This is a genomic window from Microcystis sp. 49638_E5 (genome assembly GCF_021300285.1).
In the GTDB taxonomy this organism is placed as follows: domain Bacteria; phylum Cyanobacteriota; class Cyanobacteriia; order Cyanobacteriales; family Microcystaceae; genus Microcystis; species Microcystis aeruginosa_C.
Window position 1 is genome coordinate 1 of the sequence record NZ_JAJTDH010000051.1, and the last position, 25297, is coordinate 25297.

Annotated in this window: 24 protein-coding genes and 2 pseudogenes; 14 read left to right on the forward strand and 12 right to left on the reverse strand. The window is 42.2% G+C overall.

What is annotated here, in order from left to right:
• Positions 1-105: 105 nt before the first annotated feature.
• Complete coding sequence (locus LW728_RS14600) at positions 106-819, reverse strand: PEP-CTERM sorting domain-containing protein (RefSeq protein WP_287767098.1); 714 nt, start codon at positions 817-819, stop codon at positions 106-108.
• A 706-nt stretch (positions 820-1525) separates the two neighbouring features.
• Between LW728_RS14600 and LW728_RS14605 the strand changes: the two genes are divergently transcribed.
• The 5 genes from LW728_RS14605 (at position 1526) to LW728_RS14625 (ending at position 5800) form a co-directional block, all read left to right on the forward strand.
• The gene (locus LW728_RS14605; protein WP_002801613.1) at positions 1526-2137 is read left to right on the forward strand and encodes an IS607 family transposase; all 612 of its coding nucleotides are present in this window, start codon (positions 1526-1528) and stop codon (positions 2135-2137) included.
• A gap of 280 nt (positions 2138-2417) precedes the next feature.
• A complete protein-coding gene (locus LW728_RS14610) occupies positions 2418-3434 on the forward strand; it encodes a thiamine phosphate synthase (RefSeq protein WP_287767100.1) in 1017 nt (338 codons plus the stop codon).
• Between the two features lie 219 nt (positions 3435-3653).
• A complete protein-coding gene (thiS, locus tag LW728_RS14615) occupies positions 3654-3863 on the forward strand; it encodes a sulfur carrier protein ThiS (RefSeq protein WP_002800362.1) in 210 nt (69 codons plus the stop codon).
• A gap of 33 nt (positions 3864-3896) precedes the next feature.
• Positions 3897-5033 carry an anhydro-N-acetylmuramic acid kinase gene (locus LW728_RS14620; RefSeq protein WP_409772250.1) on the forward strand — a complete coding sequence of 379 codons (1137 nt, stop codon included), beginning with the start codon at positions 3897-3899 and terminating at the stop codon, positions 5031-5033.
• Positions 5030-5800 carry a peroxiredoxin-like family protein gene (locus LW728_RS14625; RefSeq protein WP_002800364.1) on the forward strand — a complete coding sequence of 257 codons (771 nt, stop codon included), beginning with the start codon at positions 5030-5032 and terminating at the stop codon, positions 5798-5800. Before LW728_RS14620 ends, LW728_RS14625 begins: the two co-directional genes overlap by 4 nt.
• A gap of 95 nt (positions 5801-5895) precedes the next feature.
• Here the strand turns inward: LW728_RS14625 and LW728_RS14630 are convergent, their stop codons facing one another.
• From LW728_RS14630 to LW728_RS14640, 3 genes are all read right to left on the reverse strand, one after another.
• Positions 5896-6840: a PhzF family phenazine biosynthesis protein gene (locus tag LW728_RS14630; RefSeq protein ID WP_287767101.1), complete on the reverse strand. Its 945-nt coding sequence runs from the start codon at positions 6838-6840 to the stop codon at positions 5896-5898.
• Positions 6841-6960: 120 nt separating this feature from the next.
• Positions 6961-7095: a hypothetical protein gene (locus LW728_RS14635; protein WP_002800366.1), complete on the reverse strand. Its 135-nt coding sequence runs from the start codon at positions 7093-7095 to the stop codon at positions 6961-6963.
• A 39-nt stretch (positions 7096-7134) separates the two neighbouring features.
• The gene (locus LW728_RS14640; RefSeq protein WP_002800369.1) at positions 7135-7608 is read right to left on the reverse strand and encodes a hypothetical protein; all 474 of its coding nucleotides are present in this window, start codon (positions 7606-7608) and stop codon (positions 7135-7137) included.
• 61 nt (positions 7609-7669) lie between these two features.
• Here LW728_RS14640 and LW728_RS14645 point away from each other — a divergent pair, with 61 nt between their 5' ends.
• The 4 genes and pseudogenes from LW728_RS14645 to ligA all read left to right on the forward strand — a co-directional run bounded on the left by LW728_RS14645 (position 7670) and on the right by ligA (position 12013).
• Positions 7670-8992, forward strand: a complete 1323-nt coding sequence (locus LW728_RS14645) for an aminopeptidase P N-terminal domain-containing protein (protein ID WP_287667521.1) — start codon at positions 7670-7672, stop codon at positions 8990-8992.
• A 188-nt stretch (positions 8993-9180) separates the two neighbouring features.
• A pseudogene (locus tag LW728_RS14650) lies at positions 9181-9658 on the forward strand (Uma2 family endonuclease).
• 23 nt (positions 9659-9681) lie between these two features.
• Positions 9682-9999 (forward strand): annotated as a pseudogene (locus LW728_RS14655) (Uma2 family endonuclease); the annotation flags it as partial.
• A gap of 4 nt (positions 10000-10003) precedes the next feature.
• Positions 10004-12013 (forward strand): NAD-dependent DNA ligase LigA, encoded by a 2010-nt coding sequence (gene ligA, locus LW728_RS14660; RefSeq protein ID WP_287767103.1) that lies wholly within the window; start codon positions 10004-10006, stop codon positions 12011-12013.
• A gap of 66 nt (positions 12014-12079) precedes the next feature.
• On the opposite strand, the gene LW728_RS14665 is transcribed toward ligA, so the two are convergent.
• From LW728_RS14665 to LW728_RS14675, 3 genes are read right to left on the reverse strand one after another with little or no spacing between them, the layout of a single operon-like run.
• Positions 12080-13159 (reverse strand): hypothetical protein, encoded by a 1080-nt coding sequence (locus tag LW728_RS14665; protein ID WP_287767105.1) that lies wholly within the window; start codon positions 13157-13159, stop codon positions 12080-12082.
• Positions 13159-14121 (reverse strand): DUF2442 domain-containing protein, encoded by a 963-nt coding sequence (locus LW728_RS14670; RefSeq protein WP_287767107.1) that lies wholly within the window; start codon positions 14119-14121, stop codon positions 13159-13161. Before LW728_RS14670 ends, LW728_RS14665 begins: the two co-directional genes overlap by 1 nt.
• Positions 14122-14123: 2 nt before the next feature.
• Positions 14124-14396 carry a DUF4160 domain-containing protein gene (locus LW728_RS14675; protein WP_254066512.1) on the reverse strand — a complete coding sequence of 91 codons (273 nt, stop codon included), beginning with the start codon at positions 14394-14396 and terminating at the stop codon, positions 14124-14126.
• 166 nt (positions 14397-14562) lie between these two features.
• On the opposite strand from LW728_RS14675, the gene sppA reads away from it, so the two are divergent.
• Positions 14563-15384 carry a signal peptide peptidase SppA gene (gene sppA / locus LW728_RS14680; RefSeq protein WP_004163622.1) on the forward strand — a complete coding sequence of 274 codons (822 nt, stop codon included), beginning with the start codon at positions 14563-14565 and terminating at the stop codon, positions 15382-15384.
• Between the two features lie 68 nt (positions 15385-15452).
• Positions 15453-15854 carry a chorismate mutase gene (gene aroH / locus LW728_RS14685; protein ID WP_004163623.1) on the forward strand — a complete coding sequence of 134 codons (402 nt, stop codon included), beginning with the start codon at positions 15453-15455 and terminating at the stop codon, positions 15852-15854.
• A 16-nt stretch (positions 15855-15870) separates the two neighbouring features.
• Here aroH and LW728_RS14690 read toward each other — a convergent pair whose 3' ends face one another.
• Complete coding sequence (locus tag LW728_RS14690; RefSeq protein WP_287671116.1) at positions 15871-16764, reverse strand: alpha/beta fold hydrolase; 894 nt, start codon at positions 16762-16764, stop codon at positions 15871-15873.
• Positions 16765-16822: 58 nt separating this feature from the next.
• On the opposite strand from LW728_RS14690, the gene LW728_RS14695 reads away from it, so the two are divergent.
• On the forward strand, positions 16823-17671 hold the full coding sequence (locus LW728_RS14695; RefSeq protein WP_287767110.1) for an alpha/beta fold hydrolase: 849 nt from the start codon (positions 16823-16825) through the stop codon (positions 17669-17671).
• 181 nt (positions 17672-17852) lie between these two features.
• On the opposite strand, the gene LW728_RS14700 is transcribed toward LW728_RS14695, so the two are convergent.
• The 3 genes from LW728_RS14700 to LW728_RS14710 form a co-directional block, all read right to left on the reverse strand.
• The gene (locus tag LW728_RS14700) at positions 17853-19028 is read right to left on the reverse strand and encodes a lipid-A-disaccharide synthase-related protein (protein ID WP_287767112.1); all 1176 of its coding nucleotides are present in this window, start codon (positions 19026-19028) and stop codon (positions 17853-17855) included.
• Between the two features lie 16 nt (positions 19029-19044).
• Complete coding sequence (locus tag LW728_RS14705; protein ID WP_287767127.1) at positions 19045-19488, reverse strand: cobalamin biosynthesis protein; 444 nt, start codon at positions 19486-19488, stop codon at positions 19045-19047.
• 494 nt (positions 19489-19982) lie between these two features.
• Positions 19983-21467, reverse strand: a complete 1485-nt coding sequence (locus LW728_RS14710) for a polysaccharide deacetylase family protein (RefSeq protein WP_287767114.1) — start codon at positions 21465-21467, stop codon at positions 19983-19985.
• 267 nt (positions 21468-21734) lie between these two features.
• Between LW728_RS14710 and LW728_RS14715 the strand changes: the two genes are divergently transcribed.
• Together LW728_RS14715 and LW728_RS14720 are read left to right on the forward strand one after the other, a co-directional pair.
• Positions 21735-23042, forward strand: coding sequence for a hemolysin family protein (locus LW728_RS14715; RefSeq protein ID WP_004163630.1), 1308 nt, complete (start codon positions 21735-21737; stop codon positions 23040-23042).
• 36 nt (positions 23043-23078) lie between these two features.
• Positions 23079-23873 carry an Rpn family recombination-promoting nuclease/putative transposase gene (locus tag LW728_RS14720; RefSeq protein WP_287767115.1) on the forward strand — a complete coding sequence of 265 codons (795 nt, stop codon included), beginning with the start codon at positions 23079-23081 and terminating at the stop codon, positions 23871-23873.
• Between the two features lie 35 nt (positions 23874-23908).
• Here the strand turns inward: LW728_RS14720 and LW728_RS14725 are convergent, their stop codons facing one another.
• Positions 23909-25246 (reverse strand): proton extrusion protein PcxA, encoded by a 1338-nt coding sequence (locus tag LW728_RS14725; protein ID WP_287767117.1) that lies wholly within the window; start codon positions 25244-25246, stop codon positions 23909-23911.
• Between the last annotated feature and the right edge of the window lie 51 nt (positions 25247-25297).

The window sequence follows — 25297 nt, forward strand, 5'->3', positions numbered from 1 at the left end:
TACTTACAGGGAAAGCTAAAAGCTAGAAACCCAGACGGGGAGCTAACCTTTAGCTGTTCTTGTTCAACGTCACAGTTATCAATGTGTGCAAGACATTGGTAACTGTTATTTTTGTTTCTTGAAGCGGGAAACCATTCCTAAACCACCCACTCCCAGAAGTCCGAGGATAGTACCAGGTTCGGGGATAGAACTAGGGGGGTCTAGGTCTTGAGTGAAGCTGTTAGTGGAAGATTGTAATAGAGAGTTACTGTGAAGACTTGTGAAGGTATCGATCACTTTGATGGGACTAGCATTGAAAGACAGAATACTGCCAAAGGCGTCAGAGCCGTTTGTGGAAGTTAGGGTGATAAGCGGAGTACCACCTAGTGTGAAAACCTTCTTGGTAGCGAGATAATTTGTGCTTCCACCCAGTCCAGATATATCTGTATCGAATATAATCGTATCGAAAACTAGGGGGGGGGTTGAAATAGCGACAATCTTGACTTTGTATTCCAATGTACCATTGGCAACACCCAAGCTAGTTTCTTCACGAAAATTTACAGTCCAAACATCTTGATTGAGAACGAATCTCAGTTTATCGCCTGCACCAACATCGCCACCGAAACTGAAATCGGAGAACAATTGGTCGCCAAGCTTAACAGAATCATATACCGTTGCGCCGATCGAGAGTCCGCCAGAAGTAATAGTAGCATTGACAAAACCATTGCCACCTACAAGTGGAACGGTAAAAGAACTAGCTTGAGCGGGGGTAGCCATAGCGGTGGCGATGCCGAGGGTAGCTACACCCCAGAGGATTGTGGCTAATTTGTTGATTGTCATGATGACTAAATTATCGAGTGTCATTTATGGTTACTATAGACATCAAAAAAATTTAGACGAGTATTAGGCTCGTTGTTTTTTTTTGCTTGTCTTGACAAAAATATAACTAAAAATCTACCCAAAAAAACAAAATTTTTAGAAGACTTTTTTGACAATATTTATATATTTTCGTCCAACTTATGGCAGTTTTTATTAAACACAATTGTCCCAAAAAATAGACAAATATACTTAGGCTTTTTTGTGAAAGTTGGACAAATAAACAGGCTCTACTTAAAAAAAAATCTCTCAAATTGTTACAAAACTTTATCAAGAGAGGAACAATGGATAAAACTTAACAGTTTTGATCGTTAAAACTGGAATTGCATAAGAATTAAGGGACTTGCGCTTTGATAATGTACCTTTTGGGCGAACACAGTTCGCCCCTACATTGTGGACAAAATCCGTTACTATCGCTCAGGTTTGCTGATCACTCTAAGTAGGGGGAGAGCCTTCGATGGACCGGGCAAGATAGCCTTGATAAGGGGGGTGTCTGATAATTTTTAACGCCTACCTACTCATCTCTATCTAAAGGGGTATGACTAATTTTTATAAATCATCTAGACTCACCATTGTAGGGTGATACCAATATAAAATTGGACAACCGACTGTCTAACGTTGGACAACCTTGCCTCGATAAATTTCTTTAATTAAAACCGAGTTCTATACTATGAATACTCTCATCACTATTCGAGAAGCCTCGGATTTACTCGGAGTTAGCATTAAAACCCTCCGGCGCTGGGAACAACAGGGGAAAATTACCTCAATTCGTACCCGTGGCGGTCATCGCCGATTTCGACCGGGAGATCTCTTACAATCTGGCCAAGAAACCAGATTTATTGTTGGCTATGCTCGTGTTAATCGACCTGAACAAAAACCACAATTAGACACCCAAATAAAAGCGTTAGAAGACTTTTGTAGTCAGCAGGGTCAACCCTTTGAAATTCTCACCGATATCGGCGACGGAGTCAGCCACAATCACCCTAATTTTATGCGTCTAGTGAAGATGATTTGTCACGGTGAGGTGAAATCTCTAGTTTTAACCCATGCGGAAAGTGTGAGTCGCTTTTGTCATGATTTTATTTTGGGTTTGTGCGGTATCTTCAAAATCCAAGTTATTCTCCTCAATCAACCCCAGAAATCCATTGCAGCTGAGGATTTAGTCGAGGATATCCAATCCCTCGTCACCATCTGTTACAATAGTCTCTACCCAATACATGACCAGGCTCATCAGCAATTACTAGAACACCTAGGGGCGCTTAAGAATATCCGTGTGGGTTAAAATTACCCTTGCCGTGGGTTTCTCATCCCTCTTTTTAGTTGTCTGATGCCGCCTCTACTGTTCCCCGAACAACGGCCAAAAATAGTAATATTTTAGATGATAAAGACAATATGATCCCCCCTTGCCCTAGGGTTGATTCAAGGTAGGGTTGATTCATGAATCAACCCTACCCCTTGCCTCCCTTAAAAAAGGGGGGAAAACCAGGAAAGTTCCGTTTTCCAAGCTGGATTGAGGGGGATCAAATTGGCTAACGGCTATAATAACTCCACATTGACGGCAAATGAAACTAGAAACCACGGCGATTAAACGGATTCTCGATGCTAACCTTGACCGCGCCAGAGAAGGACTGCGAATTATCGAAGAATGGTGTCGTTTTGGCTTAGATAATCCCGATTTAGCCCAAGAATGTAAAGAAATGCGCCATCAATTAGCTAGTTGGCACTCGATCGATCTTAAACGACATCGGGACACGGCCGGCGATATCGGCAGGGATTTAAGTCATCCCAGGGAAGAAATCCGGGAGACTGTCGAGGGACTGCTGCAAGCAAATCTGGCTCGCGTGCAGGAGGCTTTTAGGGTTTTAGAAGAATACGGTAAACTCTATGATCTAGAGCTAGGGATAGCCTGTAAACAGCTGCGCTATCGGGTTTATCAGCTAGAGAGTAAACTATTAATCTCTCCACCTCTGGAAAAACTGCAAGGATATCCCCTCTATCTAGTCACTTCTCCCGCCGAAAATCTGTTAGAAATCGTTGAATTAGCCCTAAAAGCAGGTTTAAAATTGGTGCAGTACCGCCATAAAACCGCCGCTGATACCATTCGTTTAGAAGAAGCTGCTAAACTCTGTGAGTTATGCCACCGTTACGATGCTTTATTTATTATGAACGATCGCGTCGATATTGCTAAGGCCGTTCATGCTGATGGTGTTCATCTCGGTCAACAGGATCTACCGATTTCCCTAGCGCGGCAATTTCTCGGCCCGACGGCAATTATCGGCCGGTCCACCACTAATCCCCAAGAGATGGCCAAAGCAATCCAAGAAAAGGCCGATTATGTGGGAGTTGGTCCAGTTTATGCCACCCCCACCAAAGCAGGAAAAACCCCGGCAGGATTGGAATATGTCCGTTATGCGCGGGAAAATTGCCCTTTACCCTGGTTTGCGATCGGTGGTATTGATAGTAATAACATTAAAGAGGTTTTAGAGGCAGGAGCGCAACGGGTGGCTGTAGTCCGGGCCATCATGGAAGCGCAGCACCCCGATGTGGTGACACAACAATTATTAACCCAATTAAAGTAGGGTGTGGGGAGGGGGAATTATGAATTATGAATTATGAATTATGAAGTGGGGTGTAGGGTGTAGGGTGTGGGGTGTGGGAATTATGAATTATGAATTATGAATTATGAAGTGGGGTGTAGGGTGTAGGGTGTAGGGTGTGGGGTGTGGGGAGAAAAAAGCTGTCTCCTGTCTCCTGTCTCCTAAATACTCCGATTAATTCATTTGTTCGTATCCAAATCCATGTCAGAAATAACCTTGCAAATCAACGGCAAAACTCAAACCTGTTTACCCGCAACTAAACTAGCGCAAATGCTAGAAAATTTGGGCATGAATCCTCGGTTAGTTGCAGTGGAATATAACGGGGAAATCCTCCATCGTCAGTATTGGGAAAACACGGAAATCAAGGAGGGGGATAAATTAGAAATTGTTACTATTGTCGGGGGGGGATAAAATAATCAACAATCGACACTTGAGGGAAAAAACTTGTTAGTTATCGGTTTAATGAGTGGCACATCGGTGGATGGCATCGATACCGCTTTAGTGGAGATTAGCGGTACGGTGGAATCTCCACAGGTGCAGTTATTAGCAGGGGAAACCTATCCCTATTCCCCCCGATTACGCGAGACAATTTTACAAGTCTGTGGGGGAGAAAAGCTATCTATTGAAGCTTTAGCCAGCTTAGATGATGATATCGCCGCAGAATTCGCCCGTGCCGCTTTAAATATCCAAAAAGAAGCCCCAAAAGCCCAATTAATCGGCAGTCACGGTCAAACCGTTTTTCATCGACCCCCTGCAAACGATCGCCTCGGTTACACGGTACAATTAGGACGGGGAGCAGCGATCGCAAAAATTACCCGTATCCCCACCATTAGTAATTTTCGCGCTGCCGATATCGCCCAAGCTGGTCACGGTGCGCCCCTAGTGCCGAAAATTGACGCTTATCTGCTTTCTCACCCCACCAAAGCCCGCTGCGTTCAAAATATCGGCGGTATTGGCAATTTAACCTATCTACCCCCCCGACAAACGGAAAATTGGCAGCAAAAAATTTTCGGTTGGGATACTGGACCGGGCAATGTCCTTATCGATTTGGCCGTACAATTTTTGAGCCAAGGCCAACAAACCTACGACCATAACGGTCAATGGTCGGCCCAGGGTCAACCCTGCTCGGAATTAGTTCATAAATGGCTACAGGAGCCTTATTTTCAACAATATCCCCCTAAATCCACCGGCAGAGAGTTATTTAGCCCCGCCTATCTAGCCCAATTGCGCGAGGATGCCCAAGCTTATTCCCTCAGTGATGCCGACTGGTTGGCTAGTTTAACCGATTTAACCGCCATTTCGATCGCTCACAGCTATCAAACCTTTTTGCCAGAAATGCCTGCGGAAGTGCTGCTCTGCGGTGGTGGCGCTCGTAATTCCTACCTGCGCCAACGACTCCTAGCACATTTGGGGTCAAATGTCAAGCTTTTGACCACCGATGAGGTAGGATTAAATAGCGATTTTAAAGAAGCGATCGCTTTTGCCCTTTTGGCCTATTGGCGCTGGCACAATTTCCCCGGTAATTTACCGCAAGTCACGGGGGCAAAAGCAGCGGTTTTATTGGGAGAAATTTACCTATGAGCAGCATCTATGAAATATTTTCAACAATTCAACGCCAAAGGGTCAGCGATGGGCAAATAGTGCCAATTTTAAGCGATTGTGCCGACTATAAACGTCTTTTAATTCTTGTTTGGCCGCAATTGGGAGATTTTGACAGTCTCGAATACGCTTGGTGGTTAGAAAAAGAGGCGGCCCTTTGGCAAAATGCTGGGATCACCATTCGTGCCATCGGTATCGGCGATCGCAATTCAGGTTTAAAATTCGCTGAATATACGAAATTTCGGCAAGATTGGCTTTTTGTTGACCCCAAAGCTGAATTACATAATTTATTGGGACTGTATCGCGGTTTATCGTTAAAATTACCCAGATTTTCCCCCGGTCAAAATGCTTGGTTAAATCTAATTTTGATGTGTGCGGGTGTGGGTAGTCCGGGGACTCTGGCCGAAGTGCTGCGGGGTTATCTTGGCGATCGCAAAGCCCCCCAATTAATTGCCGAGGAGGAAACAATACAAGCGCGGCCTTTACCACCTTTCCGGGGTTCCCTATTCAATCTTGCTGGGGGTCAAGGTTTTCAGCGACCTTTTGAATTAGCCACCCTGAGACTGCGTAATATGGGTCAAGTTTTGGGCAATTGGTCAACATATATCCCCGATAGTAGTTATCTCACCCAACGGGGAGGGACTTTTTTATTTGATAGTCAAGGAAAGTTACTCTATGAGCATCGAGATGGAGGTATCTTGGGCTTTGCTGAGAATATGAGTTATCCCCTCGCTTTTTTGCGGGATTAAGCTTTTTTCTTCTCCATATAGAGATTTTCGATTAAATGATACCAGTCCAAAATTTTAATCCTTTCCTGTTTCTCACCGATTTCAGGGAATAATTATCACAATAACCCTTTTGTAGGGCTTTTTGTTTCCCCATCGGGAATTATCATCTTACCTTGGCAGACCAGAACTGATGCACCACCCACAGAAACTTCCGTAATTTTACGGTTGTTTTTCTGGAACTTTAATTGTAAACTGCTGGGTCTGCCCATTTCCACTCCCTGGATTATCGTCCATTGATTCATCCCTTCCCTAGAAGATTCTAAGGCCCCTAGGTAGCCCGCTAAAGCGGCCACAGCCGAACCGGTGGCGGGGTCTTCCATAACTCCCAAACCGGGGGCAAACATTCGGCCATAGAGACGAGATTGGGGTGATTCTAGGTCAAAACAGCAGACAAAAAGGGAATTAGCGGGGGATTGTCCCAATAATGATGACCAGAGACTTAGATTTAGTTTTATTTTCCCTAAAATATCGCGATTTTTGACGGGGATGAATAAAAAAGGGAGACCACAGGAAAAAGCGCGGGGGGGATAACCGGGTAAGAAATCGGCAACGCTTAGGGAAAGAATCGCCGCTAAATCATCGAGAGCATAAGTATCCGTCACTAATTCGGGCAATTGTGCCACTTTTAACTCACTATAGACCGGTTTTTCCCCCTCCATGAGAATTTTTACCGGTACTAAACCGACTCCTTCCTCTAGATAAATCGTGGTTTCTCGGTAAGGGGGAATAGCACCGATTAGGGCTAAAATATAGGCCGTGCCGACGGTAGGATGGCCCGCAAAGGGTAATTCGGTACTGGGGGTAAAAATACGGACTTTTTTGCTGCCTTGGGGCGTTTCTGGCGGAAAAACGAAGACTGTCTCCGAGAAGTTAAATTCGGCGGCGATTTTTTGCATCTGGGTGCGGGTTAATCCAGATGCTTCCGGAAAAACCGCCAAGGGATTACCGCCAAAAATGCAATCGCTAAAAACATCGGCGGTATAGTAGGAATAGGTAGGCACGCGGGGGATAGGGCAACAGTTATCGGAGAATTTTTTGATCTTACAACTATTTTCACCTCTGACCGCCCCCCGGTTGTCTGTCTAGGGATAGATTCTCCTTGTCAGTCCTGTTGGTTTCTATTAAGAAATAATTAAAATACAGAGTTTTTCATAAAGATAAGGTATATCTTGAATCGTCTCGGAGTCTCCTATGGGAAAAACCACAAAGACACAAAGGACACAAAGATTGATCGCTCCTATATAAGTTAAACTCATAACACAAAGAATAAGAGAGCCTAACTGCTATAGACTCTACTACTTATTCGGTTCTAATCTGGCTAATAAACTGACTAACTTATCTCTGACGGAATTGTGGGTGTATTCGTCTTCAGGGTGAGGTTTTTGATGGGGTTGTTGAAAATAGGGACGTTCCCCGTATAATTGTCCCCATTTCACATCGACTCGGTGTACTAATTCATAGAGTAATTCTTGATTGTCTAAAATTTCTTCTAGGATTAACTGTAAAGCTTGAACGGGATTATCTAAATTTTGACTGACTTTTGTTAATTCTTCATCGACGATAAGCTGTAAAATTATCTGCAAAGCTCCCGAAGAATCACCTAAATGAGCGGCAATAAATTGTTTAATCTCTGTGGTAACTTGCACCAATTTGGGGACGGGAGATTCCCCTTTGAGGAAATCCGCCCCCTCTTGAGCGATAAAATCTGCTAGGGTAAACTCGCGCCTTTCGATGATATCTTGGGAAAAATCCGGTTCTTCAGGGGTCATAAATTAAAAATATTAGCGATAATAGACTCTAGGACTTATTGTGACATTTTTAGGAATATCTATGGGCATCGATCGCAGAGAGTTTCAGCAGCGTCGTCAGCAGGTAATGGAAAAAATCGGCAATGGAACCGCAATTTTTCGCAGTGCGCCCATGGCGGTCATGCACAATGACGTAGAATACACCTATCGTCAGGATAGTGACTTTTTTTACCTGACAGGATTTAATGAACCGGACGCGGTGGCGATTTTAGCACCCCATCACCCCGAACATCAGTTTATCCTGTTCGTACAGCCAAAAGACCCAGAAAAAGAAACCTGGACCGGCTATCTCCACGGTGTGGAAGGAGCAAAGGAGATTTTTGCTGCTGATGAGGCCTATTCTATCCAAGAATTGGACGAAAAATTACCGCAATATCTCGAAAAAGCCGAACGAATTTATTATCATCTCGGACGGGACAAAACTTTTAATACAAATGTTCTCAATCACTGGCAAAAATTAATCGCCACTTTTCCCCGTCGCGGCACTGGACCGACTGCTTTAGAAGATACTAATTTTATTCTCCATCCTTTGCGCTTGCTGAAAACCGCAGCCGAATTGGACAATATTCGCCAAGCAACTGCTATTTCAGCACAGGCACATAATCGGGCCAGAGAATTTACCAAAGTTGGTCACTATGAGTATCAAATTCAAGCGGAAATTGAGCATACTTTTCGTCTAGAAGGGGGTATGGGTCCTGCTTATCCTTCTATTGTTGCTAGTGGTGCTAATGCCTGTATTCTGCACTATATCAACAATAATCGCCAAGTACAAGAAAATGAGCTTTTGTTAATTGATGCCGGTTGTGCCTACAATTACTATAACGGTGATATTACCCGCACTTTTCCCGTTAATGGTAAATTTACCCCCGAACAAAAAATTATCTATGAAATTGTTCTGGAAGCTCAACTAAAGGCGATTGAAGTGGTAAAAACAGGTAATCCTTATAATCTTTTTCATGACACAGCCGTGAGGACAATTGTGGAGGGATTAGTAGATTTAGGGCTATTGGTCGGCGATATTGATGAGATAATTAAAGAGGAAAAATATAAGCCTTTTTATATGCACAGAACTGGTCATTGGTTAGGATTAGATGTCCATGATGCAGGAGGTTATAAAGTTAACGAAGAAACTTGGCAAAATTTGCAGCCCGGTCATGTTTTAACCGTGGAACCGGGTATTTATATCGCCCCCGATATTAAACCTGCTGAAGGACAGCCGGAAGTGCCGGAAAAATGGCGGGGTATCGGTATCCGTATCGAAGATGATGTGTTAGTTACTGCCACAGGAAATGAGGTTTTAACTGCAACAGTTCCCAAAAAAGTTGAGGATATCGAATCTGAGTAAAAAGCTAGGTGTTAAAAATTGTCAGTTCCCCCCTAACCCTAGGGTTGATTCATGGTAGGGTTGATTTATAGTAGGGTTGATTTATAGTAGGGTTGATTTATAGTAGGGTTGATTTATAGTAGGGTTGATTCATGAATCAACCCTACCCCCCTTAAGGAGATTCAGTTAAGTTTTTTCTAGAGATTATTATGGTTGTCACCAAAGAAAAATTATATACCTTTGCGGAATATTTAAATTATCGGGACTGCACGGATAATAAATACGAATTATTTAACGGAGAATTAATTTCTATGCCTCCTGCTAGTGGCTTTCATGCTTTGATACTTAGATATATATTTAAGGTGTTAGAAAGGGAAATAGAGAGGCTACAATTAGACTGGCAAGTTATGCCCGCTACGGTGGGAATTCGCACCGATAAAGCTAAATCGAGAATCCCAGACTTAATGATTTTAACTGCTGAACAATGTCAAGAGATTAGAAATATGACCACAGCAGTGATTGAATTTCATTCCTGAATACTGGATTATCGATCCTATGTCCCTAAAAATATCGGTTTTAACCCTGATTTCGGGATTTTATGAACTGGCAGAATTTAATCAGGAAGATAGGATAATATCGGTGACATTTCCTGATTTAAAATTAACTCCTCAAATGGTCTTTGAATAGTAAAATCTCGGCTGGAGGTTATCATGATTGCTACCCAACAAAAAATATATACCTTTACAGAATATTTAAATTATCAGGACTCCACAGATAATAAGTACGAATTATTTAACGGAGAATTAATTTCCATGCCTCCCGCTAGTGGCTTTCATGCTTTAATTCTTGCCTTTCTTTATGATTATTTAATAGCAGAAATTAAAAGATTAAATCTCACTTGGAAAGTTATGCCTGCTACGGTGGGAATTCGCACCGATAAAGCTAAATCGAGAATCCCAGACTTAATGATTTTAACTGCTGAACAATGTCAAGAGATTAGAAATATGACCACAGCAGTGATTGAATTTGATTATGACTATCCCCTTAGAAATCCAACAACGTTGCCAACAACTAAAAACAGAACTACAAAGGGCCAGTTATGCTTATTATGTTCTTGATGATCCTTTTATACCCGATAGCGTTTATGATCAACTTTATCGGGAATTAGAAGACATAGAAAAGCGTTATCCCCAATTAATCACCCCCGATAGTCCCACCCAAAGAGTCGGAGATAAAATCTCTAGTCAATTCGTTTCTGTCCGTCATAATATTCCCCTCTATAGTCTCGAAAATGCCTTTAACCTCGAAGAATTAAATAAATGGGGCAGCCGTTGGCAAAGATATGTAAATGAAACCCAAGACACGGAATATGTGTGTGAATTAAAAATCGATGGTTCCGCGTTAGCTTTAACCTACGAAAACGGCTTTTTAGTCAGAGGTGTTACTAGAGGGGATGGAGTCACTGGCGAAGATATTACCCCCAATGTGCGGACAATTCGCTCTATTCCTTTACGCTTAAATATAGACAATCCCCCGGCAATTGTGGAAGTGCGCGGCGAAGCTTTTTTACCCCTCGATACCTTCGATAAAATCAATCAAGAAAGAGAAGAAAAAGGGGAATCTCTCTTTGCTAATCCCCGCAATGCGGCAGCAGGAACCCTACGACAATTAGATCCGAAAATAGTTGATAAAAGACGCTTACAATTTTTTGCCTATACCCTGCATTTAGACGATAACCATATCACTACTCAATGGCAATCCTTAGATAGATTAGAAACCATGGGATTTCTGGTTAATCCCCACCGTCAACTCTGTCCATCCCTGCAAGAAGTGGCGCAATACTATCAAGATTGGCAAGAAAAACGTCATCAATTAGCCTACATGACCGATGGTGTCGTAGTCAAAATCAACGATTTACAGCGACAAAATCGGTTAGGATTCACCCAAAAATTCCCCAGGTGGGCCATCGCTTTAAAATATCCAGCCGAAGAAGTCCCCACGGTAGTTAAAGATATTATCGTCAATGTGGGACGCACCGGCGCAGTCACACCCATGGCGGTGATGGAACCAGTACAGGTAGCAGGAACCACCGTACAAAGGGCTACTTTACATAATAGCGATCGAGTGGCCGAATTAGATATCCGAGTCGGTGACACGGTAATTATCCGCAAAGCGGGGGAAATTATCCCGGAAGTGGTGAGAATCCTGCCAGAATTGCGTCCTCCCCAGACTTTACCCTTCCAGATGCCCACTAATTGCCCTGAATGTCAATCTCCCCTAGTCCGTCCGGTGGGGGAAGCGGTGACGCGCTGTGTTAATAGTTCCTGTCCGGCGATTTTGCGGGGAAGTGTAGTACATTGGGCCAGTCGCGATGCTCTCGATATCCGGGGATTAGGGGAAAAAGTGGTGATTTTGCTGATTGAACAGGGATTAGTTACCGCTATTTCTGACCTCTACAGCCTCGAAAAAACGGAAATTGCCAAATTAGACCGAATGGGCGAGAAATCCGCCTTAAATTTGATTACAGCTATGGCTCAAAGCAAAAATCAAAGCTGGTCGAGGGTACTTTATGGGCTAGGAATCCGCTATGTGGGCAGTGTTAACGCCAAAATTCTCGCCGAAAGTTTTCGGACAGTGGAGGAGTTAGCTAACGCCAGCGTGACTAATTTAGCCTCTGTCTATGGTATCGGTGAAGAAATCGCTCAATCGGTCTATGATTGGTTTAGAATCGCCGCTAATCGGGATTTAGTCGCTAAATTACAGGCAGCGGGTTTACAATTTGCCGCAGCAGCAAAAACCACCACCACAAAAGCGACTTTAGCAGGGAAAACCTTTGTCATTACTGGCACTTTACCAACTCTCAAACGGGAGGAAGCGAAAGAATTAATCGAAAAAGCCGGGGGGAAAGTGACGGGTTCTGTCAGCAAAAAAACTGATTATTTAGTGCTAGGAGAAGCGGCTGGTTCTAAGCTAGAAAAAGCCCTAGAATTGGGCATTACTCAGCTAACTGAAGCACAATTACTCGAATTAATCGGGGATTAAATATAATTATTTGACGTTAAAAAGACTTGTTCTGAGAAAATATTGCAGAAGCAAAGTTAAATAATTTTACATACCATTTAGAGGCAAATGTAATTGTTTATATTCTATAGAGGAGTTAATCTTATGAGAGCTTTTATCTCGTGGTATAGTTAATGTATTATATCTTCCCTTTTCTAGCAATCGAGTAAAAGTAAGCCAAGAAATCACCCTAGAACGATAATCTCTAAGGGTTTTATCTTTGGGTCGTTTACCAGAAGTAGAAGTACAGATACTAGCAATAATTTCTTCTACTCGCCAGGGGGTTATTGACTTATGAATTTCTAATTCTTTATAGATTTCTTGTATAAGAATATGTTTTTTGAGGGCGAATGATAAATATTGAGAAATATCATCTTCTCCTTTACCTATAAGCTCTCTTGCCGCTAAGATTTTTTTCTCATGATTGATGAATATCATGTCAAAATTTTCCAAATCCCAAATAAGACTATTAATTGTTGTGTCTCTTCGTTCTAATTTTTGCTTAAGTTCTTTTTTGGTTATACCTTTGTAGCCACTTGTTTGAATTATTTTTAATGCTTCGATTACTGTAGTAATTGAATTTCGTACCATATAAGTTGATAAGGAAGGTTTATCTACTAGAAATTCTAAACTTAGAGATAAAGTTAGCTGTTCGTATTTGGGTTTGTAATTATTATGCTCTTGTTTTAGTAAAAGGTTACATTCATAACGAGTAATAAAGTTTTTTACCGACCAAAGAGATAAATTTTGTTTAGTAAAGACATATTTTTGGGGAGATTGAGTAATAATTGCATCAACTGGTATGGCCAAACCACACTCTACTTCGATGGCTGATTCAATATCTGAATCGTATTGACGCGCATTCTGAAAAATAGTAGGTGAACCTTCACAGATATGAAATCTAGACTCCAGAAGATTAATCAATTTATCAGCATCTTTTGATGAATTCATACTGCTCAGGGTATAAACCCTTTGAACGCACGGCCTAGTTATATAAAAAATTATTTCTTGAGATTGATGGGGACTTTTAATAACCTCCCAAAGCTTCCTACCCGACTCACATGATTTATTACCTGTACGATTAAGCAATATTTCTGTGATTAAATCTTGGTCAATTAAAACTTTCATTAGTTACACTCCTCTCTACTGATATATTCGGAGTTAACTTTTTTTTCTATTACTTCAACAGGATTTTCAGTACCCATAAGTTTAAATAAATCATCTATTTCTGGGATATTTGGATGAGTAAAACTATCCAGATCTACTGAAGTATTATCGATTAACCCAGCAACAGCATTAAGATAATCATTAAGTTCCATTTTGTGAGCTTGGGCAAATAAATTAAGGGTTTCTACCTTTGTTCCTTCTCCCTGTTCAATGCGTCTCACTTGACGCTCGGATACTCCTATAATATCTGATTGTCGCAGTTGATGCTGTTTGCGTAAAGAGGCAATCGCTCGACCAAAAATCTGATCATGTTTTAATTTAATCGCTGCAAACTTTTGTTTTGCTACTGGTTCAATCACACTCAAAAAAGCCTCTACATCAAGATGAATGTCCACGACTGGCCAATGAATATAACTACCATCTTCTGCTATAATAAACTTCTCTCTTTCTTCTAGAGGAATACGCTGTAAAGCTGGCATAGATGCAAAGGGAATTTCTAGCTCATTGAGATCACAGCGACTGATTAATAAACTTTCCCCAATAACTAAAGCTGTGGCGATTAAATGCTCTTGCGCTCCCCAAATCCAAGCATTAATTACCCTTGTGGGTAAAGTAAAATCTCGATAAACGAGGGTATTTCGCAGGGTGCGTAAATTGGCCCGTTTAAATAGTTGCGGCAAGCAGATAGAATCAATGTCTGCTCGGATAAAAAGACCTCGCAGATGATGTTTATCATTAGCATTTCTGGCAATATCTGACACTGCTTTTAAACTGGTCAAAGAAGTACAAATAAAGATGTTTTTTAAAGAATCAATATTCTTTAAATCTGGTAAAGAAAGAATCTGCACAGATTGAGACTCTGGCAAGAAATTATAAATTTCTTTATCCTCAATTATAACAGTAATTTCTGGCTTATTTAACATGATTAATTCCCCTGCGTACAGACTTTTGCCTCCCATTCAATCAGGAGTGTAGAACGATTGGCTAAAACGTGGTCGAGTATTTGCTTTTTTTCCTTACTAGATATTTTGGCATTGGCGGGCCATTTCACCTGAAAATTTAGACCATTTTCTTGATTACAAAGTAAGAAAAAAACTCTAATTTCCCATTGGCCCGGTTTACGAACATGAAAATGAGGTGGCCAATGATCGTGAGAATTGAAAAACAGATCTAAGCCATCTAAATTAAAGGATTCCACCTTGCCCAAATCTTCACCTCGCCTACCTCAACTCTGGTCACTTAATGCTATTATACACTTAACCAGACATTTTGTCCTTAAATTCTGAAATATAATGTCTGCTTAACCTAGAACGATCAAAGCGTTAGATTAGAAAGAGTCCTTTTTTGAGAGATATTTAAACCTGATGGTCTGGCCTTTTAAACCGAAAACCCGCAAACAAATCGCTCGAATAGAAATTACAGGTGCAATTGCCTCCGATACCCGCCAAAGAGTCTTAAAAGCCCTAGAAATCGTCAAAGAAAGGCAATATCCCGCCCTACTTCTCCGCATTGACTCCCCCGGGGGAACCGTGGGGGATTCCCAAGAAATTTATGAAGCATTGAAGCGGTTACAAAAAACCACGAAAATAATCGCTAGTTTTGGCAATATTTCCGCCTCTGGCGGCGTTTATATCGGTATGGGGGCTAATTATATTATGGCTAACCCCGGCACGATTACCGGCTCGATCGGTGTTATCCTGAGAGGGAACAATCTGGAAAGATTGTTGGATAAGGTGGGAGTTTCGTTTAAAGTGATTAAATCGGGACCCTATAAAGATATTCTCTCCTTCGATCGAGAATTAACTGATGAAGAAGAAAGAATTCTCCAAGATATGATCGATACCAGTTATCAGCAATTTCTGCAAACCGTCGCCGGAGCGAGAAATTTAGATGTCAATCAGGTGAAAAGTTTTGCCGATGGGCGCATTTTTACCGGTCAACAGGCGTTAGAATTAGGAGTGGTCGATCGCTTGGGAACCGAGGAAGATGCCCGACTTTGGGCGCTAGAATTGGCAGGATTACCCCCAGATAAAACTAAATGTCAGACTATCGAAGAACCGAAACCCCTCCTCAGTCGTCTGACGGGCAATCGTTCCCAAATACCCCTAGGATTACAAAAAACCCTACAGCGTCTAGAATTTGAATTGGAAGTTAACGGACAACTATTGTGGTTATACCGCCCCTGATGGCTAGATTAAAGTCGAGAAAAAGGGCGCGTTAACCCCTAAAATTGACTCATCAGGATTAGCGGAGGATGACAATCGTGCAGTGGAAGGTTCGAGCCATTCGGGGAGCGACGACAGTAACGGTTAATACTATTGAAGCTATACGAGAAGCAGTAACAGAACTCCTCGAAGCGATCGAAATTCACAATAGTCTCGATCCCGATGATATTGTTAGTATTATCTTTACGGCAACTCAGGATTTAGACGCGATTTTCCCCGCTGCTATCGCTCGCGAACGTCCCCATTGGCAAAATGTCCCCCTCCTCGATGTGCAACAGATGCAGGTCGCTGGTAGTCTGGACAAGTGTATTCGGGTAATTCTCCACGTTAATACTCCCAAACTACAAGGGGAAATGCAGCACGTCTATCTGCAAGGGGCGAAAAATCTTCGCCCCGATTGGCAGATTTCTCCAGTAACTATTAATCCCTAAAATCTTCGATAACTGACTAAATCCCCATTTCCGACAGCCAACTCAAAATTAATTGATTAACTTTTTCGGGATGTTCATCGTGGGGACAGTGACCAGCTTTGGCAATCGGATAAAATTGGGTATTATTTCCCATTTTAGCTCTTTCTTGGTAAATTACCGAACCGGCGATCGGTGTCCAAGGGTCATCCTCTCCCCAGAGTACCAATAAAGGGCGATCGATTGGCGGTAATAATTCCTGGGGAGAAGGTCCGGGGGGTGCCGTCAACACCGATGCAAACACTCCCCACGCACCCGCATCACAGGAGGGTTGATAGAGAATTTCGACTAATTCCTCGGTAATCGCGGTATGGTCGCGATAAACTTGTTTTAAGGTGTTACGGATGCGATTTTTCTGCCTTACCTGTTCAAAAATAAACTTTCCTGTCACGGGAGAACTAACTAAACCGGTAAAGGCAGCCATGATTAAACGCAGCGGAAAATTTAATTCTTCGGGACGATGGTTTAATCCCCCGGCACAGTTGATAATTACGCCTCCGGCAGTGATTTCGGGAGATTCTGCCATCAGCATTAAGGTAATCAGTCCCCCGATGGAATTACCGATAAATACCGTCGGTTTTGCGATTTTTTCCCGCCAAAAGTCTTGTATTTGCCGCTGCCAAAGGTTGAGACTATAATCTAAAGCGGGCTTATCCGCACCCCCAAATCCCAAAAGATCTAGGGCATAGACTTGATAGCCATTTTCCGCTAAAACGGGGATATTTTTGCGCCAATGACCGATAGATGCCCCAAAACCGTGAATTAATACTAGGGGTTGTCCTTCTCCCCGCACAGTGTAGGGGATGGTGTGACCTTGCCATGTCCAAGACAATTGCTCTAAGCTAGTCGCAGTGATTGGAGATTGTAGCGCCATTGTATGAAGTTTTATTAAGTGATATTTAAATTATAGAGTAAAAATCAGTCGAGAATTTATGCCACAACGCCAGACTTTTACCAATAACTCGATGGAAATTTCCTATTTACAATGGAGCGATCGAGGTATACCTCTATTATTATTGCACGGCATGGCGGATCATGCTTTGGTTTGGTCAAGCTTGGGCGATTATTTAAGCTCAAATTATCAAGTTATTGCCCCAGATTTGCGGGGACATGGGGAAAGCGGTAAACCGGCAACGGGTTATCACTTTCAGGATTATATCGGCGATTTAAGGGCTTTAATTAATCATTTAGGTTGGACGCAAGCACATATTTTAGGTCATTCTTGGAGTGCTAAAATAGCGGCAATTTGGGCAACTAAACAGCCGGAAGTATTTAAGAGTTTAATTTTAGTCGATCCCTTTTTTATCGATAAAATGCCTAGTTGGATGAGGATAACTTTTCCAATTCTCTATCAAGTTTTGCCCTTTTTAAAGATTACTCGTTCCTTTGATAGTTATCAGAGCATAGAAGCGATCGCTCGTCAATTAAAACAATATAAAGGTTGGTCAAATTTACAGCAAGAGGTGTTTAAAAATGCCATCGAACAAAAAGCGGATGGCAGTTGGAGCAGTAAATTTACTTTATCGGCACGCGGGGAAATTTTTGAGGATGTCATGGGGTTTGCTGGATTAACTAAAGCTTTAGATATTCCCAGTTTATTGATCCTTCCTCAACAGGGATTAAATCGCACTGCTTGGCAAATTCAATCCTATAAAAAGTATTTAAAGTCTCTAGAAATTAAAAAGATACCGGGTAATCATTGGGCATTTTTAGGGGAACCTGAAACTTTTAATCAAGCGGTGGCCGAATTTTTATCTGTTCGGGAAAATGACGATGTTTAATTAGAAGGTAATTGAGCTAATTTTAAGCTGGATTACGCTGCCCTAAGTAGGTAGGTATTAAAAACTTTCAGGCGCCCCCCTTATCAAGGGGGGATTAAGGGGGGATCGGCACCCCCCTTATCAAGGGGGGCAGGGGGGATCAAACCTAAAATCCATTTTTAATTTAATTATAACTAGCTACTTAACACCCTAGGTTGATATAAATTTCCTCGGCAATATTTCTGCTACCTCCGGACTCTCCCACTCTAATTTTGCCATTCTCTAAACATCTGTGTAAATAACGAGAATCTGCCAAAATATCGATAATTTTAACGGCAGCATTTTTAAATAAATTTACCTCCGTGGGTTTCTGTCCAATAGTTATCACCGATTCCCCTAATAAGCGCATTTGTGCCTCAGCAAAAGGGTAGGTAAATTGGGGACCAAATCCGGGTATTTGTAGGACGGGTTTTCCTAATCCTACCGCTTGTTCTACTGCTGTCCCCGCCATGGCTAAACAAGCGTCACAATGGTGTAGAATATCGGCAAAAGCATCACGATAACAGCACAATAAAGCCCCATTTTTCTCTAATTTTCCCGCTCCTAAATAATGCCATCCCTCTTGTTTAGCCAAATTTTCTAAGTCGGTTTCTCTGATGCTAGGAATGATAGCAGCCCGAAACTGCATCGGTTTAATTTTAACTATTTCCTCACAGACTTGTAACTGTAAAGCTAAATTACTCAAAGCTTCGGGTAAACGACTCCCCGCTAATAAAGCAATCATGGGAATTTGACTATCTAATTCTAAATCTTTACCCGTTGGTGTTAACACATCCATAATTGGATAACCAGCAAAAATCGCTTTTTTAATACCCCGATTTTCTAAATCTGTTGCTGTATATTTATCCCTAGTAAAAACCCTTAAACACTTGTCTGATCTTAAACATAATTCTGTCAGTAAAGGTAATTTAATTGTACCTTCGTAATAACTGGAAGTAGAAACAATAAAAGCCACAAAAGGACGACCAGTTAAACGAGAGATCGCAATCGGCACAATATCCCCCACTGCTATCAATAAATCACAATTCTTGCTAACTTTAAAAGCTGCTTGAATTTGTTTAATAGTTAGACCGATTAATCCCGCGGCAATATCTTTAATCCAATTAAAAGGATTAGTATAAATAATTCCCCCCGATGGCATAGTGGCAGTGGGTGCAATAATTGGTACTGGCAATTTTTGATAAGCTTTTCCCTCTCCCACTAAAGGCAAAGCAGCTATAGATAATTGGGGCTGAATTTTTTGTAATTCCCCCACAATTAAACTAGCATTTAAATCCTCGCCATGACCATTACTAAGAAATAAAACCTGTTTAAGCATCGATTTGGTATCCTCTCTATTCCCTTGCTGCCAAAGAAACCGCCACCGTCACCGATTTTGCTTCTATTTGCTTGCTGACTAGCAAAGTCTCGCCCATTTTTAAAGCGGCAGCTTCGGCGACGCTAGGGGTTCCCCCTTGCTTGTTGACAATAGCTGAGGGATTGGGGACATTAATATCTCTCAACTCCTCGGCAGTAAAAGTTTTTAGGGGCAATCCTTTCTCCTGACAGTAGGTAATTAAACCCCGTTCATCAGCTTTGATGTCAAGGGTGGCGATACCAGCAATAGCGGCTAAAGAGAGGTGATAACGCTGAAAAACAGCCCTAATTGCCCTATCTATGACCGCTTTCTCCGTCCCACGGATGCAACCTATGCCTAGCCATAATACTCGTCCATGGCATTGCACTTTTGCCCCGGAAGAATCGGCGGGTGAGTGGAAAGCAGGGGAAGCGCCAGTCATCATCGGTGTTGCCTCTAATTGTTGCGGGATTAGGGTTGCCAACGGGGAGAATCACCTTGGGGCTGTTTAGTTAGGGTTTGCGGCAAAAAGTTTTTCCGGGGGGTAGGGTGTGGGGTGTGGGGTGTGGGGTTTTACCAGTTTTGAGGTGGCCAATTACCTAATTTTCAGGGAAAAAGTGCCTAAATTTCCCCCCGATCACTCCCATATCCAGTACTTTTTAGGTTTTTAGATTTATTCAGCAAGCCCTAGTTAGCTAAAAAACATTTATAGCGTTTTTCAGTCTGCTGAGGTACAAAAGTTATGGGTTTTAGGCAAAAGGGAAGAAAAATATGTGTACCTCACTAGCTTAGGAAACGCTATAAGAGAACGTTCGTAAATTAATGTAAAGAAGATGGATTGTTTCTCCCCGCTCCCCGATACCTTTTAAACAGGATTTAGTTTAATACATCTGTGCTACTAGAGCGCAGAATCTGCGCCCTAGATACCTTACTATCCTAGCGGGTTAAGGCCGCGCCTCTTGCGTATAAAGTGCGGGCATAATCGGTCCAAGTACCCTGGCCCCAATAACGGAAACAACTGGTTTGCACGAGCAAATTATAAAGCAGTGCCTCCAGATAATCCGGTCGTCGGGTAAAACTAGGATCCGCCTGTACTAAAGGATCATATTTCTCGTGGAATTGAGCGCTTAATTGGTTCATCGGTTCGAGGACATTTTCGTAACCGCGCACCCAACTGAGATCATTTGTCCAAGATGCCCCATCCATGCTAAAACGGTGGTCGGACTGTTTTAACTCAGCGATCGCCTGTTCTACCGCTTCTGGGGTAGCGGCATCCGGATTAACTCGCTGCCAGATTTTATGCTGGTGTACGGCTTGAATTGGGGGATAATCTTGGGGATTAACGCCAGCAGCCTCGATTAACTCCAGATATTCCGTGCCGTTAAATCCTGCCACACTGGAACCCCCCTGCATTTCCCGCCAAGGATTGGGAAAATCGCGAGGAAATTCATTCATCATCACGCCACCATTTTCACCGTCGGCAATCTGGGAACCTAGGGAAGGAACCCAAACGCCACCGATTTGCTGTTTACCCCGGCATTTAGCCTCGTGGTAGGGTTGCATTTGGGCGACTAATTTGGTGTCGGAACCCTGGGTTTTAATCAAAGCAGTAATGGCAATCACTTCACCGCGAGAATTGCGGGCCACCAAGCGATTAGGAATATATTTTTGTTCCTGACTCAATCCCGAACCGTCGAGATTTTCCACCGAGTGTTCCTGTACCAATAACCAACGATAGCCGCATTCTTTCAGAGCTTTAATATACTCGTAGAGGGTATCGGGATGGTTAGGAAGGTGCATTTCTGGGGGAGAGAACCCTTTGACTCGTTTCAGGGCATCCGGGCCAAAAATCGAGGCAAAATAGGTTTGCCACGCTTGCATCTGTAATTTTAGATCGGGAATCGGTGTGGAAGGGGCCACCGCATGACTCCACATCGTCCCCAACCATTCCACAAATGGTTGATATTGACTGTTACAGGTGATTAATTTGAGTTTATCGAGGATATCCTGCCGTCCCATCTGTACCAAACCCCAGAGGAGATTGCCGGAATAATCGAGCATAATCCGGGGATTACAGCCTTCCGCCACCAATTCCGGGATAAAATCGCCCATGCGACTGTAACACCAGGCAAAAACGCTGGCATTATGGTTATCACCATCCCCCTGATTCTCGAACATATGCTGGAGATTGCAGATTAATTCACCGTTAACACCCGCCGGGATGGTGGGTTGGTGCATATGCAAGGCACAGGCAAAACCAGCCTTAATATTGTCTAATGTGAGATTTGTTGTCGGTAAAAAGATCGGATCATCGTGATTAACAATCGCTGCAATTTCCTGTTCCCAACCGCAAATAGTCGGTAGTCCGGGGCGGATTTCCGTGATAGCGTTCGATTTCGATGATACGGGTGTAGCGATCATAATTTTTCAGGCGAATAGATTGAGATGGTTTGTCCCCACTCTCCCAGGGACAACTTTTTTGACTGGCAACAGGTCACTCTTGACTGTTCACTGCTAACTGAGCTAAGAGTGCGGACTTGATCCTATCCCATTTATACTGGGAGTACCTCCCTCCAGACACAAGCCTTCGTAACTCGTTAAAAATCAAGATGATTCTTTACTGAACTTAACCGATCCTCGCACTATGATCCAAACAACTATCCGCCCTTTTACCTGTAACTTTTAACCATGTTCTCGGCGACTACCGAAATTCTTGTTATCTTCTTCCTGATCCTCCTCAATGGAGTCTTTGCCCTCTCGGAAATTGCCATTGTCTCGGCCCGCAAAGTCCGTTTAGAACAATTAGCCAGAGATGATCGACGGGCGGCGGTGGCCTTAAAATTGGCCAATGATCCCAATCAAATTTTATCTACGGTGCAGATTGGCATTACCCTAGTGGGAATCTTTGCCGGGGCCTACGGAGGAGCGAATTTATCGGTCAGTGTGGCGCAATTATTGGCGCAAGTTCCCGTTTTAGCCCCCTACAGTCAAGCTTTGGGATTAGGATTAGTGGTGTTAATTATTACCTATCTATCCCTGGTGGTGGGGGAATTAGTGCCGAAACGGTTAGGTTTAAGTAATCCTGAAAAAATCGCTATCCTCGTTGCTGATCCTCTCGATAAGCTATCGAAAATTGTTTCGCCTGTTGTCCATCTTTTGAGTCAATCGACTAATCTGATTCTCGGTTTGTTGGGGATTAATACTAATAACAATGATTCCCCAATTACGGAAGAAGAATTGAAAATTATGCTTAAACAGGGAACCGAAGCGGGAACCTTTGAGGAAGCAGAACAGGATATGGTGGAAAGGGTGTTAGGATTGGGCGATCGCAGAGTAAGCCAGATTATGACCACGCGCCCAGATATTATTTGGCTAGATTTGGAAGATAGCGCCGAAATTAACCGCCAGAAGCTAATTGAGAGCAATCATAACCGTTTTCCTGTGTGTCAGGGCAGTTTAGATGAGGTTTTGGGGGTAATCGAAGTCACAGACTTATTAGCGGATTGTTTAAACGGTGAAAGTTTCGACCTAACGAAGGATTTACAACAGCCGCTTTTTGTGCCGGAAAGCACTAGGGGTTTAAAAGTTTTAGAATTGGTGCAGCAAAGTGGTCATCATATTGCCTTGGTAGTGGATGAGTATGGGGTGATTCAAGGATTGGTGACGCGCAAGGATATTTTAGAGGCAATTGTCGGCGATTTACCCCAATTAGATAATATTGAAGATGCTCAGATCGTGCAGCGGGAAGATGGTTCTTGGTTGATCGATGGTACAGTGGCGATCGAAGATTTTAAAGAATTATTTGAAATCAGTGAATTACCCGGGGAAAAACAGGGCAATTATCACACTTTAGGGGGTTTTATTATTACCCATCTTGGCAGGATTCCGGGGGCTGCTGATCATTTTGAATGGCAAAGGTTGCGTTTGGAAGTGGTGGATATGGACGGTAATCGCGTCGATAAGGTGTTAGTAACGCTATTGTTGGATGATTTGTAAGTAATTGTTAGTAAATATCTAGATTTTTTCAAGCTTGTGAAGACCGATACAATTTTTTATCAACTCTTGCAAACCTTTCCGGGGTTAATTTTTGAATTACTGGGAGAATCAACCCAGAAAGCTGAAAATTATCAATTCTCCTCCCGAGAAATCAAAGAATTAGCGCGTCGTTTTGACGGTATTTTTTTACCGACCACAGCAGCACCGGAACTAATTATTTACTTTGTTGAAGTGCAATTTCAGGATAAAAGTGATTTTTATTGGCGATTTTTAACAGAAATTGTCATCTATCTCAATCAGTATAAACCCGTTCAGGATTGGATGGCTGTCGCTTTATTTGCCTCCAGGGATCTGGATAATAATTTTCCCTATCAACTGCGGGGATTTGAGATAACGGGACAGATCAGACGTATTTATTTAGATGAATTAATCGATAATCTGGATCCGTCTCTGGGTTTAGGAATTATTCAGTTAATCGTCGCTACACCCCAATTAGCACAGCAACGAGGAAAACCACTTTTAGAAAAAGCGATCGCTGAAATTGATGATCTAGTTTTCCAGCAAAAAGTTATAGAATTAATTGAAAGAACCTTAGCCTATAAATTTACTAATCTTAGTCGCACGGAGTTAGAAGCTATGTTCGGATTAGATGATCTCAGACAGACTCGACTTTATCAAGAAGCTAAAGAAGAAGGTCGTGAAGAAGCTAAAACTGAAGCGATCGCTGGTTTACTAGCTTTGGGTTTAAGTATAGAACAGATTGCCACTGCTTTGCAATTAGAATCTACCAAAGTACAAGAGACGGCAGCAAGATTATCCTCCCAAAATTAGAAGGGTAAATTAACAAGTTTCTCCCCGATTTTACCCTATTCATTCATATTACGATAGGTAGCCACTGCCGAGGGAGAAATGCGATTGAGATAACGGAAAATCCAATATTTTAAGACTGTATCCAAGATAACGGGAAAAGTGGCGATAAAGAGAAAATTAAACTGGCGATTTTCCGGTAAACCGAAATGACGACTTAAACCTTCTAGGATCACTTCCCAACCGTGGGGAGAGTGGAAACCGACAAATATATCGGTAAAGAGAATAATTAAAAAAGCTTTAGCTGAATCGCTAAGATTATAGAGAATGCCATCAAGAAAAGACTTGACAATCTCGATTTCTCTACGACTAAAAGCAACAACAAAACCAAAGGCAATCAGGGAACAAATATCGGCGAAAATATTAGCAATCGCATTTAAACCTCGTTGGCGAAATTCTTCACTTAGTACCGCCGCTTTTTTAGTAATTTCTCCCTCGATTTCTTCGTTAGATAATTTGGGTGCTAAACCAATCATACCTCGAAAATGTAAAGCTTCCTCAAATCTTCTCAATTCCGAAAAAGCTTCTTCTTCTAAATCCTGATTGATAAAAATAAACTGTTCCTGTTGTTGGAAATATTTATTAACCAAGGGGGTTATCAGGAAAGTTTTGGTTAATTGTTGGGTCAATAAAGGAACAATAATTAACAGTAAAATAAACTTGAGAGAAATGGCTGTTTTATAACGAGAGTTGCGAAATTTCTTTAAAACTGCCTCCTCCGATTCCTCCGCTTGCGGATCGATTTCCTGTTTAATGCGATTAAAAGTATTGACAAAAGAACGGGGTAAAACCCCCGGTTTTTCCGTGGCTTTTTGGGATTTATTACTTTTGATCATTTCCTCATCTTCAAGACTACCAGCCGCTAAAAAAGAGCGATTTCTGGAAGTCTTATTTTTGTCTGTTTCCCGCTCAAAATTTCGGTTCTGGAGACTTTTGGGGACATCTTGAATATCTTCTTGCCAATAATTATCTTGATATTTTCCGATAACACTATCGATAAACTGAAGTTTTTTCAGACAAACATCTGTGGTGACAGTAATCACCCCATTATTAATTGTCGGTTGATTTGGTCCGAAGGTATTCACGATCGAGCGACTAGCTTTAAACTCCGTCAATCTGACTTTAATTTTTTGCAGATAACCTTTAACTTCTGCGATAAAATAGGAATTAGTGCTGCTGCCATAATTCGAGAATTCATTCGCCACTTTTCGCCCTTGAAAATGCTTGTCTTCTATCTCCTTAATCTTCAAAGCTGCATGATAAGCCTCATCTAAAGAACGTTCAGGAGTTTGTAATAACCATTGATTAACACCTTGCAAAATCCGATTAAGATTCATAGGAAACAATTACTTCCACAAGGAAAAAAGCTAGAGTACCGATCAGTCATC

Excerpts from the sequence above, each read along its gene's own strand:
- LW728_RS14600 (WP_287767098.1), bottom strand. The coding sequence starts at position 819 with ATGACAATCAACAAATTAGCCACAATCCTCTGGGGTGTAGCTACCCTC.
- LW728_RS14605 (WP_002801613.1), top strand. The coding sequence starts at position 1,526 with ATGAATACTCTCATCACTATTCGAGAAGCCTCGGATTTACTCGGAGTT.
- LW728_RS14610 (WP_287767100.1), top strand. The coding sequence starts at position 2,418 with ATGAAACTAGAAACCACGGCGATTAAACGGATTCTCGATGCTAACCTT.
- thiS (WP_002800362.1), top strand. The coding sequence starts at position 3,654 with ATGTCAGAAATAACCTTGCAAATCAACGGCAAAACTCAAACCTGTTTA.
- LW728_RS14625 (WP_002800364.1), top strand. The coding sequence starts at position 5,030 with ATGAGCAGCATCTATGAAATATTTTCAACAATTCAACGCCAAAGGGTC.
- LW728_RS14635 (WP_002800366.1), bottom strand. The coding sequence starts at position 7,095 with ATGAGTTTAACTTATATAGGAGCGATCAATCTTTGTGTCCTTTGTGTC.
- LW728_RS14640 (WP_002800369.1), bottom strand. The coding sequence starts at position 7,608 with ATGACCCCTGAAGAACCGGATTTTTCCCAAGATATCATCGAAAGGCGC.
- LW728_RS14645 (WP_287667521.1), top strand. The coding sequence starts at position 7,670 with ATGGGCATCGATCGCAGAGAGTTTCAGCAGCGTCGTCAGCAGGTAATG.
- ligA (WP_287767103.1), top strand. The coding sequence starts at position 10,004 with ATGACTATCCCCTTAGAAATCCAACAACGTTGCCAACAACTAAAAACA.
- LW728_RS14665 (WP_287767105.1), bottom strand. The coding sequence starts at position 13,159 with ATGAAAGTTTTAATTGACCAAGATTTAATCACAGAAATATTGCTTAAT.
- LW728_RS14670 (WP_287767107.1), bottom strand. The coding sequence starts at position 14,121 with ATGTTAAATAAGCCAGAAATTACTGTTATAATTGAGGATAAAGAAATT.
- sppA (WP_004163622.1), top strand. The coding sequence starts at position 14,563 with ATGGTCTGGCCTTTTAAACCGAAAACCCGCAAACAAATCGCTCGAATA.
- aroH (WP_004163623.1), top strand. The coding sequence starts at position 15,453 with ATGACAATCGTGCAGTGGAAGGTTCGAGCCATTCGGGGAGCGACGACA.
- LW728_RS14690 (WP_287671116.1), bottom strand. The coding sequence starts at position 16,764 with ATGGCGCTACAATCTCCAATCACTGCGACTAGCTTAGAGCAATTGTCT.
- LW728_RS14695 (WP_287767110.1), top strand. The coding sequence starts at position 16,823 with ATGCCACAACGCCAGACTTTTACCAATAACTCGATGGAAATTTCCTAT.
- LW728_RS14700 (WP_287767112.1), bottom strand. The coding sequence starts at position 19,028 with ATGCTTAAACAGGTTTTATTTCTTAGTAATGGTCATGGCGAGGATTTA.
- LW728_RS14705 (WP_287767127.1), bottom strand. The coding sequence starts at position 19,488 with ATGACTGGCGCTTCCCCTGCTTTCCACTCACCCGCCGATTCTTCCGGG.
- LW728_RS14710 (WP_287767114.1), bottom strand. The coding sequence starts at position 21,467 with ATGATCGCTACACCCGTATCATCGAAATCGAACGCTATCACGGAAATC.
- LW728_RS14715 (WP_004163630.1), top strand. The coding sequence starts at position 21,735 with ATGTTCTCGGCGACTACCGAAATTCTTGTTATCTTCTTCCTGATCCTC.
- LW728_RS14725 (WP_287767117.1), bottom strand. The coding sequence starts at position 25,246 with ATGAATCTTAATCGGATTTTGCAAGGTGTTAATCAATGGTTATTACAA.